At 69.2% G+C, this 13415-nt stretch carries 11 protein-coding genes; 9 read left to right on the top strand and 2 right to left on the bottom strand.

Going from position 1 to position 13415, the window contains the following annotated elements; translation table 11 throughout:
* The first annotated feature begins 3 nt into the window (after positions 1-3).
* From EY822_RS03600 to EY822_RS03570, 8 genes are all read left to right on the top strand, one after another.
* Positions 4-690, top strand: a complete 687-nt coding sequence (locus EY822_RS03600) for an arsenate reductase/protein-tyrosine-phosphatase family protein (RefSeq protein WP_150307020.1) — start codon at positions 4-6, stop codon at positions 688-690.
* Entirely contained in the window at positions 687-1649 is a 963-nt protein-coding gene (locus EY822_RS03595) for a hypothetical protein (protein WP_150307019.1), read from the top strand. Before EY822_RS03600 ends, EY822_RS03595 begins: the two co-directional genes overlap by 4 nt.
* Positions 1640-3085 carry a sugar transferase gene (locus tag EY822_RS03590; RefSeq protein ID WP_150307018.1) on the top strand — a complete coding sequence of 482 codons (1446 nt, stop codon included), beginning with the start codon at positions 1640-1642 and terminating at the stop codon, positions 3083-3085. Before EY822_RS03595 ends, EY822_RS03590 begins: the two co-directional genes overlap by 10 nt.
* 168 nt (positions 3086-3253) lie before the next feature.
* On the top strand, positions 3254-4747 hold the full coding sequence (locus EY822_RS15290) for an O-antigen ligase family protein (RefSeq protein ID WP_227496995.1): 1494 nt from the start codon (positions 3254-3256) through the stop codon (positions 4745-4747).
* Complete coding sequence (locus tag EY822_RS03585; protein ID WP_227496994.1) at positions 4731-5564, top strand: WecB/TagA/CpsF family glycosyltransferase; 834 nt, start codon at positions 4731-4733, stop codon at positions 5562-5564. The genes EY822_RS15290 and EY822_RS03585 overlap by 17 nt, the downstream gene beginning before the upstream one ends.
* Positions 5561-6670 carry a glycosyltransferase family 4 protein gene (locus tag EY822_RS03580; protein WP_150307016.1) on the top strand — a complete coding sequence of 370 codons (1110 nt, stop codon included), beginning with the start codon at positions 5561-5563 and terminating at the stop codon, positions 6668-6670. Before EY822_RS03585 ends, EY822_RS03580 begins: the two co-directional genes overlap by 4 nt.
* Positions 6667-7557, top strand: a complete 891-nt coding sequence (locus EY822_RS03575; protein WP_227496993.1) for a glycosyltransferase family 2 protein — start codon at positions 6667-6669, stop codon at positions 7555-7557. Before EY822_RS03580 ends, EY822_RS03575 begins: the two co-directional genes overlap by 4 nt.
* Positions 7554-8729: an oligosaccharide flippase family protein gene (locus EY822_RS03570; RefSeq protein WP_227496992.1), complete on the top strand. Its 1176-nt coding sequence runs from the start codon at positions 7554-7556 to the stop codon at positions 8727-8729. Before EY822_RS03575 ends, EY822_RS03570 begins: the two co-directional genes overlap by 4 nt.
* A gap of 13 nt (positions 8730-8742) precedes the next feature.
* Here EY822_RS03570 and EY822_RS03565 read toward each other — a convergent pair whose 3' ends face one another.
* Entirely contained in the window at positions 8743-11295 is a 2553-nt protein-coding gene (locus EY822_RS03565) for a right-handed parallel beta-helix repeat-containing protein (RefSeq protein ID WP_150307014.1), read from the bottom strand.
* 584 nt (positions 11296-11879) lie between these two features.
* Here EY822_RS03565 and EY822_RS03560 point away from each other — a divergent pair.
* Complete coding sequence (locus EY822_RS03560) at positions 11880-12887, top strand: LCP family protein (RefSeq protein ID WP_150307013.1); 1008 nt, start codon at positions 11880-11882, stop codon at positions 12885-12887.
* Here the strand turns inward: EY822_RS03560 and EY822_RS03555 are convergent.
* Positions 12872-13330 carry a VanZ family protein gene (locus tag EY822_RS03555; protein ID WP_227496991.1) on the bottom strand — a complete coding sequence of 153 codons (459 nt, stop codon included), beginning with the start codon at positions 13328-13330 and terminating at the stop codon, positions 12872-12874. The genes EY822_RS03560 and EY822_RS03555 overlap by 16 nt on opposite strands.
* Positions 13331-13415 lie beyond the last annotated feature (85 nt).

Raw genomic sequence — 13415 nt, 5'->3', positions numbered from 1 at the left:
CCGATGGCCGGAGCCGGCGGAGGATCCGGTGCGGAGTCCGCGACCGGGTTTGCGATCCTGACCGTGTGCACCGGCAACATCTGCCGGTCGCCCGTCGCCGAGCACCACCTTCGCGCGCAGCTCGCCGCCGTGCCCGGGGTCTCCGTGTCGAGCGCCGGAACCATGGCCGTCGAGGGCGACGACATGACCCCGCAGGCCCGTCAGCTCGCGGAGGGCAACGGTGTCCCGCCCGGCACTCACGCCGCACGCTATCTGCGTGAGGCGTACCTGCGGGAGTCGAACCTCGTGCTGGCGCTCTCCCGCGAGCACCGCAGGGAGATCGTGTCCCTCCTCCCGCGCGCGAGTCGCTACACGTTCACGCTGCGCGAGTTCGCCCGGCTCGCGCGCGACATCACGGACTCGGACCTGTCCGAGATCGCCCGGCTGCCGGCCGACGACGCTGCGGGTCGACTCGCGGCGGCGGTGGCTCTGGTGGCATCGCGTCGGGGCAGCGTCGAGGCGCCGCAGCAGGCGACCGATGACGACGTGATCGACCCGTACCGCCGCGACGACGCGACGTACTCCCTCTCCGGATCGCAGCTCTTCCCCGCCAGCGAGATCGTGGCCGGCCTGCTCACCCGCGCCGTCTCGATCCGACCGGCGGACACCACCACGGGAACCGAGCGCCGCGCCGAAAGGAGCCCGTCATGACCCCGCAGCCGAAGCGACGGAACCCCTCCGGCACCGTCCGCCGACGGTGGGTGATCACGGGGCTCGTCCTGCTGCTTCTCCTCGACGTGGTGCTCGTGATCTGGGCGCTCGGCCTGCCCGGGAACGGCTCCGCCGCCGCGTCCGCTCCCGCACGCCCGTCCGGCGCGAGCGCGGGAGCCGGATCGACGCCGACCCCCACGCCCACACCGGTGCCGGCGGCGCTCTCCGCCCCGCAGGGTCGCCTCATCGCCGCCGTCGACGACACCACCGCCTGGCGTGCCGCGACCTCGGACTGCGCGGCGGGAGACGTCGTCGTCGAACGCACCACCACGGGCGGCACCACCTGGACCGAGGTGAACCTCGCGGCATCCGTCGAGGTGGGCTCGGTGACCGCTCTCCGTGCCACCGACGACTCCTACGTCTCGCTGATCGCCGAGGGAGCCGAGGACTGCGCGCCGATCCTCGCGGGCAGCTACACCGGTGGCGAGTACTGGCAGGAATTCCCGACGCAGCTACCGGGGGCCTGGTATCTCGGCACGGCCGATCGCTCCGTCGTGAACACCCCGACCGGGGAACGCCCGGCGCCGTGCGATTCCGTGATCGCGCTCGCGGACACGAGCACGACCGAGGCCGCCGTCCTCTGCGCCGACCAGTCCGTCTTCCGCACGGTCGACGGGGGCGCGACCTGGGACGCCGGTGCGATTCTGCCCGGCGCGGTCGCGGTCACAGCCGATGACGAGGGCTACCTCGTCGCCCGCACCGGGGTCGCGCCGTGCGCCGGCGTGCAGGTCACCGCCCTCGGCGCCTCCTCCGGCTCCGCTGCGTCCGAACGCGGCTGCTCCGAGACACCCGTCGATCCGGCCGCGACCACCGCGATCTCCTCGGCAGGGGACGTCCTCTGGCTCTGGTCGGGCGACACGGTGCTGCGCTCCTCCGACGGAGGTGTCGCATGGGAGTAGCAGCCGCTCTCAGCTGGCAGCGGGCCTACTCCCGCCGACTCCTCCTCTCCGACTTCGCGGCCGTGCTCATCGCCATGGCGGTCAGTCAACTGGTGTGGTTCGGCACCGGCACCGCGGAGCTCCGCGTCCGGGGTGACGGATTCCCGCCGTTCCGCATCGCGTACGAGCTCGTCTCGGTGGTCGTCGCGAGCCTCTGGCTCATTCTGCTCGGCACCTTCGGAACGAGGGACTTCAAAGTCGTCGGGTCGGGCAGCACGGAGTACCGGCGGGTGGTCGACGCGACGCTGCGAATGTTCGGCGGCATCGCCATCGTGATGTTCCTCCTGCAGGTGGAACTCGGCCGCGGTTACTTCCTGACCGCTCTGCCGCTCGGGCTGCTCCTGCTGCTCGTCGGACGATGGATCTGGCGCAAGTGGCTCATCGCCCAGCGGGTGAAGGGTAAGTACTCGCACCGCACCCTCCTCCTCGGTGATCGCCTGAAGAGCGAGCACGTGGCGATGAACATCCGTAACGACCCCGCCGCGGGTCTGCAGGTGGTGGGCGCACTGACCCGCGTGGGCAGCACCGAACGGCCGCTCGAGCCGGGCGTGCCGGTGGTCGGCGACTTCAACGACCTCTCGGCGGTGCTCGACACGATCAAGGCGGACACCGTCATCATCACCGGTTCCGATCACCTCGGCCCGCGGTTGCTCCGCGAGATCGGTTGGGACCTCGAGGCGCGCAAGGTCAGTCTCGTGGTCGCTCCCGCGCTCACCGACATCGCCGGCCCCCGTATCCACGCGCGCCCGGTGGCGGGACTCCCGCTCATCCATGTGGACTATCCGACCTTCGAGGGCCGGAAGCACCTCGCCAAGCGCACCTTCGACATCATCATGTCGGGCACGGCTCTCGCGGTGCTGAGCCCGGTGTTCCTCGTGCTCGCCCTCATCGTGCGCGGCGGGAGCACCGGTCCCGCCTTCTTCCGCCAGGAGCGGGTGGGTCTGAATGGCCGAACCTTCCAGATGGTCAAGTTCCGGTCGATGGTCACCGACGCCGAAGCGATCCTGCCCAGCCTGCTCGACCAGTCCGACGGGAACGGCGTGCTGTTCAAGTTGAAGTCCGACCCGCGGGTCACGAAGGCGGGAGCGGTACTCCGCAGGTACAGCCTCGACGAGCTCCCGCAACTCATCAACGTCTTTCGCGGGGAGATGTCCCTCGTCGGGCCGCGGCCGCCGCTCGCGAGCGAGGTCGATCAGTACGACGGGTGGGCGCAGCGGCGCCTGCTCGTGAAGCCCGGCATCACCGGTCTCTGGCAGGTGAGCGGACGGTCCGACCTCTCCTGGGAGGACAGCGTGCGGCTCGATCTCTACTACGTGGAGAACTGGTCGCTCACCGGGGATCTCATGATCATCTACCGCACGGGCCGCGCGGTGCTGCGATCGAGTGGCGCGTATTAGCGCCCGCGTAAGAGCGCCGGGCGGAATATACCGTCGACCGAGTGCGCTTGCGTCCCTATCGGCTATCCTGTTCGGTGGCGGGGTCCCCCGTCAGGGGGATGCATCGAGCCACTCTTCGTTGATTCGCTTTCGTTTCCCGTTCCGTGCGGAAACGACACCGAGGCGAATGTGAAGACCCCCGCGGTACAGCAGAAGGCGATGCTCGGGATAGCCCTCGTCGTGAACGCTGCTCTCACTGCGGGCATCGTGCTCGCGATCGCGTCGTCCGATCGTTCGCCGGTGCAGTGGTTGATCCTCATCGCCCTCGCGATAGGGCTCCTGGCCGGATGCCTCATGGTCCCGATCAGCTGGCTCCCGCTCGTGGCGCTCGTCGTCTTCGCTCTCGGGCCGCAGCGGCTCCTGCCCGACGTGCTGCAGGACTTCCCCCCGTCGGCGATCGTGCTCCTTCTCTGGGCCGCGCGGAAGCTGCTGACGCCGACGTCGTCCACCGCACCGCGAGGCAGCCGTGCCCTGGTCGGTGGATTGACGCTCCTGTTGCTCCTGTGGATGGGCTTCTCGACTCTGTTCTCGATCGACCGCCCGAGCAGCATCGTGTGGATGCTGTTGTTCGCCACGGCGACGGTGCCCGTTGTCTTCCTGTCCGACGCCGTGCGGGAACGGGTCGTGCTGGTGCGCGGCTGGAGCGTGTTCGGCGCCGTTCTCGGTGCGTACGCGGCGGTCGAGCTCGTTCTCGCCCGCAACATCGTCTACGGCTACATCTATTCGTTCTTCGGTGGTGACGGTCAGCACTGGGAGACCTATCGCGCGTCGGCGTCGCTCGGCAGCCCGGTGTTCGCCGGCATGTTCTTCGCCTGTTCCACCGCCATCGCCCTCGCCCAGTGGGCGTCGTCGCGGTCGCGGTGGGGCCTCGTCCTCCTCGCCGCCAATGCGGCCGGCCTGGTCGCGACGCTGACCCGCGGCGGTTACATCGCGGTCGCCGTCGCGGTCGTCGTCGGATTCCTGGTCAGCGCCGTTCACCGCAACCGCGCCACGATCCGGGTGTTCCTCGCGGGTGCGCTCGTCGCGACGGTGGGACTGGCGGTGGCGCTCGCGGTTCCCGCTGTCGCCGCCCGCCTGCTCAGCACCGAGGCCAGCGGGTCGCTCACCCAGCGCACGCGAAGCATCGACATCGTCGTCGAGCGGAGCGCCACCCTGCCGCCGACCGGGGCCGGGCCGGACACCTCGTTCCTGGCCATGGGGCGAGCCATCCTCGACCTCCGCTTCATCGAGAACTCGTATCTGCAACTTCTGCTGAGCATCGGCTTGGTGGGTGTTCTGCTCTTCGTGGCGCTGCTGGGTGCGGCATGGGTCTCGGCCTTCCGGCGACGGGACATGGAGGCGATCATGCTCCTGACCGTGTTCGGCGCCTCCATCGGCACGTACAACGCGATCGACGACCAGCACGGCACCGTCGTGGTGCTCGGCCTCGTCCTGCTGGTCGCGCTGCACGGAACGCGCGATGCGCTGGAGTCGCCTGATGCCGCGGAGCGCGCAGGGCGATCCGCCGGGTCCGACGTACCGGTTCCGGCATCGACCGGAACGTCGGAAACACCTCCGTGGGCCGCTGTCGGCCCCCGGAGGGATCGAGCAGAAGGGGCACGCGTTCATGGCACTTCGTACTGATCACGCGCGCACGACCGGATCCCGGCGACGGAGCCGACACGGTGAACGGCGACGGGCCGGAGGCCTCCACCTGGGGGAGCTGCGTTTCACGACGGATACCCGGGCCGAGGTCATCGAACGCGTGCTCCAGCGGAAGACCGGGAGCCACCCCGTCCGCGTGGTGACGCCCAACATCTTCCACCTGCACCTCGCGAGCATCGATCCCGAGGTGACCCACGCGGTCAACAGTGCCGAGATCGTCATCCCGGACGGCTGGCCGGTATCCCTCGCCCTCAGGATCTTCGAGGGCGACCGACGCGGCCGGATGACCGGCTCCGACCTCGCGCTCGATGTGATGAAGGCTGCGGAGCAGGCGGGGCGATCCGTCGGCATCATCGGCGGATCCGCGGCGTCGAACGCCGCGGCGGTGGAGAACGTGCGCACGGCCTACCCCAGCCTTCGGCTCGTCGAATTCTCGAGCAATCCGTTCCTCCCCCTGGTGCCGACCGAGGAGTCGGTGGACGAGTTCGTGCGGGTGGTGCACGAGGATCCCCCCGACATCCTGCTGCTCTGCGTGGGAGCGCCGAAGAGCGAGCTGCACCTCGACCTCGCCCATGATCGTCTCGACTGCGCGTCGGTGCTGTGCGTGGGGGCCACCGTCGACTTCCTCGCCGGAACGAAGGCCCGCGCTCCGCGCATCGTGCAGTCCGTCGGACTCGAGTGGGCCTTCCGCTTGATTCAGGAGCCCCGCCGACTGGGTCGCCGCTATCTCGTCAGTGCCGTGAGCTTCTCCCGGGTGTTCGTCGCCGAACACCGGCGGAGAAGGCGGATGCGGTGAGGGCGCAACCCGAATCGGATACCCCGCCCGTCCGCGTCGTCTTCGTGACGGCCGCCTCGGAGCCGTGGGGTGCCGAACACAGTCTCCGCGCGATCCTCCAGGCGGCGTCGGCGCGAGGCGTGGACACCGAGGTGCTGTGCTCGTCGACTCCCACGGCGCGCTTCTTCCGCGCGGCCGCGGCGGGGCCGGTGCGCCAGCTCCGAACCGCGGCCGGCCGGGTGGGCACGCTCCTCGACTTCCGGAGGGCGGTGCTCCACCGGGCCGCTGCAAGCGTCGTCGTGATCTTCAGCCTGCAGCTGGTGCCGCTGGCGCCGCTTCTCCGGCTGAGCCCGGCCTTCCGGGGCGTCGTGGTGGTCGACCTGCACGACGTGCCGCAGGATCCGGCCGACAGTATCGCCGTGCGCACCTGCATCCGTTTCGCCGACGCCCTCGTGGCGATCAGCGACTACGTCGCCGTTGCGCTCGGGATCGCGGCACGCGCGACGGTGGTGCCCCGACCCATCCCGGAGACCGACCCCATCCCCACCGCGAGGGACGACTCCGCGACCGTGGTGGGAATCGTGGGACGCGTCGACCCGGAGAAGCGGATCGACGTGGCCATCGACGCCATCGCCGCGCTGCCGGCGGCCGTGACCCTGGAGGTGTACGGGAGCCCCCTCGTCGCGGACGACACCTACCTCGACACCCTGTCCGCCCATGCCGACGCCGTAGCTCCCGGTCGGGTGCGCTTCCTCGGCCGGCGCGACCCGGCGGAAATCTACCGCGAGATCGACGTGCTGCTCGTGGCCAACGAGAACGAGCCGAGCGGGCGCACGGTGGGGGAGGCCATGATGGCGGGCAAACCCGTCGTCACCCCGCGCGCCGGGGGGTCGCCCGAGTACTACGAGGACGGGGTGTCCGGACTCTCCTACACGCCCCGGGATGCGGGAGACGCGGCGCGGGCTCTCCGCCTGCTCGTCGACGATCCGGGGGTGCGGATGCGGATGGGCGCCGCGGCGCGCGCCAAGGTGCTGCGCGAGCGGGAGGAGGACGCGGTGACGGCCCGATACCTCGACGCTCTCCTCCGGTCCCCGGCCGTTGCTCGACTGTCGGGGCGGTCCTCGTGAGTGCGGGCGCGCCCGGGCGCGTGTCGGTGGTCATCCCCACCGTCGGACGGGAGTCTCTGAGCCGGGCCCTCGAGTCCGTGCTCGCGCAGACCCTTCCCGTCGCCGAGATCCTCGTCGGCAGTGACGCGGGTGCACCGCTCGACGTGCCGTCCGACCCGCGGATCCGCGTGACCCAGGTGGGTCCCGGCGCCGGAGGCAACCGATGTCGCCGCGACGGGATGGAACGGGCGACGGGCGACGTGATCGCTCTCCTGGACGACGACGACGAGTGGGACGCCGACTTCCTCGCGACCGTGCTGGCCGCGGTACCGGCCGACGCCGGACCCACCTGGGTCGCGTCGTCGAGCGGACGTCTCTCCGACGGCTCCACCTACCCGCGCCGGCTGATCGCGCCGGGCGAGGACCTCGTGTCCTATCTCTTCACCCTGAAGGGCGGCCCGGCGGGCAAGGGCGCACTGTCCACATCGACCCTGGTCTTTCCGACGGCGCTGGTGCGTCGGGTGCCGTGGCGTTCCGACCAGCGCTTCCATCAGGACCTCACCTGGTTCCTCGACCTGGCCGCCAGCGTGCCGGAGCTGCGGATTCTGCAGGCCGATCGAGCGCTGGTGACCTTCGGTGACACGGTCGGCTCGGTGTCGAAATCGATCCGCGTCGCCGAGTCCATCGACTGGGCACGCCGGGAACTGCTCGTGTCCGGCATGCCGGGTGGTCGTCGCGCCTTCGCGGACTTCCTTCTGTCGCGGTACCCGCTGCGCGCCGCCGTCACGGCCCGTCGATGGCGGCAGGTCGCCGACATCCTGCGAGTCGCCGTGCGCCGAGGTCGCCCCACGGTCTGGTCGCTGCTGTACGCGGGCGGATTCGTCGCGCGCGGCCTGCTGCACCGGTGAAGGCCCAGTTCGTCGCGCTGCTGGTCTCCCGCGGCGCCGGAGCCCTCCTGCTCGCCATCTCGTTCGTGCTGGTCGCCCGGTGGGCGGGACCCTCCGACTTCGGCATCCTGAGCGCGATCCTCGCCGTCGGGGCGGTCTACTTCGTGATCGTCGACCTCGGTCTGTCCTCCTTCATCTCGAGGGCGTCGGCGAAGGGGCACCTGGGCGACGTGGCGACCGCTCTCCGCCTGAACACCATCAGCTCGGTGCTCGGCGGGGTGGTGGCCGCCGGCGCCATCACGCTGTTCGCCGCCGGGCAGCAGCTCCCAGCGGGACTGCTCGTCCTCGGACTGTCCATGGCGCTCGAGAAGAACGTCGACACGGCGCTCGCCGTGTCGATCGCCCGCGGCAACAAGACGACGCCGGCCGTGTCGATCCTCGTGCGCCGAGCACTCACCCTCGGGCTGCTTGCGGCGCTCTATGCGGCCGGGACGGACCCGATCCTCGCCTACGCCTACGCGACCCTCGCGAGCTCGCTCGTGGGTCAGTTCCTCGCCCGTCGGGCGCTCGCCGACGACTACCGCTACACCGGCCAGCGCACCCCGTCGTTGTGGCGCGCGGCGTTCCCATTCCTGCTCGCGAACCTCACGGCATCCTCGCGCAACCTCGACATCCTGATCGTGACCACGACGAGCGGCAGCCAGATGGCGGGTCTCTATGCCGCCGCTCAGCGCCTCACCTCGCCGTTCATGCTGATCCCGAGCACCATCGCGACGCTCGTGCTTCCCGCCGGTGCGAAGGGTACGCCGCGTCGAGCCGCGCGCATCGCGTGGAAGCTCACCGGCATCCACCTCGGGCTGCTCGCGCTGCTCATGGGGGTGGCGGTGTTCGCCGATCCGCTCGTCCGGCTGCTGCTCGGCACCGACTTCGCCGCGAGCGCCCCGATTCTCGCCTGGACGCTCGCCGCCTTCCCGTTCATCGCCCTCGCGTCACCGCTCGGTGGACTGCTGCAGAGCCAGGGTCACGAACGCGTCGTCGCCACGAACGGCATCGTATTCTCAATCGTTCTCATCGTCGCGCTGATCATCGGGTCGCTGCTCTTCGGCGGTGTCGGTGCCGCGCAGGCTCTCACCGCCGTGTACGTGGCGAAGAGCGTGAGCCTCCTCGCGATCATCCGGGTCCGGCTGCGCTGAGCGCCGCCGCCCGCTACTTCTGGCAGCCCTGATTCGTGGGCGCCATGCCGGAGCCGGAGAGCGTGTTGTCGCAGCCGACCAGCGCGTTGGTGTACTTGGAGGTGATCCGCACCCCGTACGAGTCCGCTCGCACCGACGTCGCGGAGTTGCCGACGAAGACGTTGTTCACACCCCAGCCGGCCACCGTGGTCACCTTCACCGACTTGATGCCGTCTCGAGGCGAGTTGACGCCCGTGTTCCGTTCGACGATGTAGTCGTTCCCGCTCACCGAGATCCAGGAGGTGGAGAAGGAGGAATTGATCAGGGATCCCTCCACCGTGTTGCCCTTGATCAGTCCACCCTGGCTACCGGGTTTGGCCTCGATCGCCTCCGCGGTCGTCTTGCTGATGGTGTTGTACAGCACCGAGTTCCGGTTGCTGCGGTCGGGCTGGCAGCCGGAGAAGTTGCACCAGTTCGACGGGTCGGAGCCGATGTAGACGCCCTCGCCGTACTGCGCGATGCGGAGGCCGGTGCGGCTGATGACGTTGCCCATGACGAAACTGTCGGTGGTGTGGGTGCGGAGGTGGATCGCCTCCTCGCCGATGCTGGTGACGGAGAGGTCGGACACGGTGATCGCGGTGCTGTTCACGACCATCACGCCCTTCTTCGAGTTCTTGATGGTCATGCCGGTGAGCACCACGTGGGACGAATTGGTGATCTGGACCCCGTGCCCCGCGTGCACGTTGCCGCCGTCGAGCACCGCGGTGCGAGGACCGCAGATCCAGATCGGCTTCTCCTTGGTGCCGCGCTTCGCGATGTTGAAGCCGCCGCCGTAGTTGCCCGCCGCGAGCTTGATGACCGAGCCCGGTGCCGCCTTGGTGAGGGCCGTGGCGAGCTGCGAGCGCGTCGACACCGACATGGTCGCGGCGGGGCACTTGGCATAGCGACCGGTGGACACGGTCGGAGCAGGCACCGTCTTCGCCGTGGCCGGCGCGGACCGAGCCGACTCGTTGCCGCTCGAGTCGATGGCGGTGAGCCGGTAGGAGTAGCTGGCGTTGGCGTTGAGCCCCACGTCGAGGATCGACCTCTGGGACGGGGTGAACGCCTGGACGAGGGAGTAGCTGCCGCTGCCGAGGGCGCGGTACAGCTTGTAGCTCTTCACGTCGTGGGCGGTGGAGGTGGCCCAGGAGAGCGCGAGCCCTTTGCGGTTGGCGCTGATCGATGGTGCAGCGGGCGCGGGCGGCGGCGTGCTGTCGGTGACCACCAGCGCGTCGAGCGAGATGTCCCGACCCGTGGAGCTCGGGTTCTTGGCACCGGTGCGCTCGATCACCATGGTGTGGGTGCCGGCGCTGAGGCCGGATGCGCTGAACACGGTCTGCTGGTCCTTGCGGGTGGCGGTGTAGAGGTCCACGTCGCGCACATGCCGGCCGTCGATGAGCACACGGGCGATCCCGGAGTAGTGGTCGGTGCGGGTGACGTACTTCACACCCGTGCCGGTGAAGGAGAGGCGCACGGCGGCGGACGCGTCGCCGGAGACCCGGTAGGAGCCCCCCATATCCCGGCTGGAGGTGTGCTGCGTCCACTTGCCGGTCCACCCGAGGGCACCCGACGTGCTGTCCTGGGTGCCGGCGGTCGTGACGGCGGTGGTGGTGACGGCGGAGGTGCCGAGCGTGCGTGCGGCCGTGTCCGCCGGCGCGACCGACTCCGCCGGGGCGTCGACCGGGGCCTCGGCCGGCGTCGCGTCCTCGACGACGATCGCGTCGAGGAAGATGTTCTTGCCCGTGGACTGCGTGCCCTTGAGACCCGTGCGCTCGATGCGCAGGGTGTGCGTGCCCGCCGCGAGGGCACCGGAGTCGAACGCCACGGTGCGGTGCTTGGGCGCCTCCGAGTACAGGTCGACCGTCTTCACGCGCGCGCCGTCGAGGAACACCTCGGCGATGCCGGCGTAGTCGTTCATCCGCGTCAGCCACGTCACACCGGTGCCCGTGAACGTCAGCGTCGCGGCGCCCACGCTGTCGAGGCGACCGGCCGATCCTCCGCTGTCCTGGCCCGATGTCACCGTCGACCACGGACCCGACGAGACGATCGCCGCTGCGCCGTTCTCGTACGTGCCGGGGCCGACGGCGTCGGTCGGATCGTCCTCCACGATGACGCTGTCGAGGAAGATGTTGCTTCCGGTGGAGGCGCTGTTCTTCTGCCCGGTGTGCGCGATGCGCAGAGTGTGCTGTCCATCCGGGAGACTTCCGGAATCGAAGGCCACGGTGCGGTATGCGGTCGCGGCCGAGTAGAGGTCGACGCTCTGCACCTTGGTGCCGTCGAGATAGACGTCGGCGATGCCGGCGTAGTTGTTGGTGCGGCTCACCCATTTGACGCTGGACCCGGTGAAGGTGATCTCCGCAGCGCCCGCGCTGTCGAGCCGGATGTAGGACCCGCCGCTGTCGTAGCCCGAGTGAACCGTGGACCAGGAACCGCTGGTGCTGACCGCGGGAGACCCGTTCTCATAGGTTCCGGCCGGACTGGCGGCTCCGGGGCCGGGCACCAGCAGGAGCCCGGAGGCCAGTGCCGTCACCACCGCGTTCGCGCCCAACGTCTTGAGTCTTGAAACTGCTCGCACAACCCGTCCCACTGTTACGCCTCCCCCGGCGACTCACGTGCAAAGGGTGCCCGATTCCCCCCGGAATCTAGGCACCCACCTGAGGGCGACGCCCGCGGGCGTCGCATTGTTCATAGACCCTACTTCATCGGCACACGCTTTCCCGATCGCTCAGTCGACCGGCCGCGCCCCTCTGATACGGACGTGCCCCCTACAGCACCATGTGCTGCTGCCACTCGACACGGTGGAACGTGGAGCAGAACTTGTGCAACCCGTAAGCCTCCGTGGCGTGGTGAAGCGCGTGTCCGCACAGTGAGCAGTGGCTTCGGCGAACGTTCCAACGCTGGACCAATTGACGCATGATTCCCCCCGATAGTGATCAGCGGTCCTGACCCACGAGGAATCGAAAGTCAAGGGACCTGGGCGGTATTTCCCGATACCGCCGTACCAATTCCATAACTGTCACAGGTGCTCGGAGGCGTGTCAACGCATTTTCGCCGCTTTACAACGTTTGCCCCCAGCACTGGGGGGCAGGTGCGGAGGCCCGGTCCTCAGTCACCGTGCGGGACAATGGAGGCATGACGGCGGAACCCACCACAGCGAGAAGTCATTGGCTCCGCAATACCGTAATAGTGCTGGTCGTGCTCGTGGTCATCGGCGTCGGGATTGTCGCCACCTACGCGCTCACGCTCTCGCGAACCTTCGACACCGGCACCGAGAAGATTGCGGAGGCGTTCCCCGAGGAGACGAGTCGACCGCCCGTCCTGGAGGGTGCTGCGGCGTCGGCGCAGAACATCCTGCTGCTCGGGTCGGATACCCGGGGCGCGATCGGGGAGGATCTGGCGACGGTGCGCGGACAGCGTTCCGACACCATCATGGTGCTGCACATCCCGGCCGATCGGGAGAACGTGCAGGTGATGTCGATCATGCGGGACAGCTGGGTGGACATCCCGGGCCGCGGTGCCGCCAAGGTCAATTCGGCGCTGTCCTACGGTGGCGTGCCGTTGGCCGTGCAGACCGTCGAGAGTCTCATCTCCGCGCGGATCGATCACGTGGCGATCATCGACTTCGAGGGGTTCAAGGGACTCACCGACGCGCTCGGCGGCGTCGACGTGGACAACGCCGTCGCCTTCACCCGCGACGGTCACGCCTACCCGCAGGGCGTGCAGACTCTCAACGGTGAACAGGCGCTCGGCTTCGTGCGCGAGCGCTATTCCTTCCGTGACGGCGACTTCCAGCGGGCACGCAACCAGCAGGCCTACATCAAGGCGGTCATCGGCAAGGTGCTGAGCGCGGAGACCCTCACCGACCCGGCGAAGATCAGTGCACTGGTCGGATCGATCTCGCCGTACCTGCGCGTGGACAACGGATTGAACGCCGCCTACGTCGGAGGTCTCGGCCTCGAGCTCCGCTCACTGCGAAGTGAGGACATCACCTTCTTCACCGCCCCGACTACGGGCACCGGAACCTCGCCCGACGGGCAGTCGATCGTGAACCTCGACCCGGTCGGGATGGCCGAGGTTCAGGAGGCTTTCCGCACCGACTCGCTCGAGTCGTACACCCCCGAGTTTCAGACCACCGACTGACCGGGGCCGTCCGGCCGTTTCCGGCGGGCGATGGCGAGCACCAGGATGGTGAGCAGGGCGCCCAGCAGGGCACCGGAGCTGTTCGCGAGAACGTCGCGGATGCTGGACACCCGGCTCGACAGGAACAGTGCCTGAGCCAGTTCGATTCCCGTCGAGCAGCCGATCCCGATCGGGATGGCCCAGAACCAGCGGCGGGGTCCGAGGAGCAGCACCACGAGCGCGCCCAGCGGGAGGAACAGCAGCACGTTGGCACCGAACTCGACGGCGGCGTAGGTCACCCAGTGCGGGGCACCCAGCTCCTGCAACCGGTCGAGGGCGCGGAGGAGCGCGGGGTAGATCCGCGAGTCGACGTTCTGCGGCGAGAACGCGATCGCGGCGAGGGTGAGCAGGTAGACCGTGCCGAGCAGCCACCCGATGCGGCGGGTGCGCGGCGAACTCGTCATGGGAACACCGTACTGAACCAGCCTGCGCGTCCTGCGCATGACGAAGGCCCCCTCGAAGAGAGGGGGCCTTTGCCTGTGGTTGATC

This window comes from Planctomonas psychrotolerans (assembly GCF_008642235.1).
Lineage (GTDB): Bacteria > Actinomycetota > Actinomycetes > Actinomycetales > Microbacteriaceae > Planctomonas > Planctomonas psychrotolerans.
Note: the sequence above shows the minus strand (reverse complement) of the source record. Positions and strands in the feature narration are given on the sequence as shown.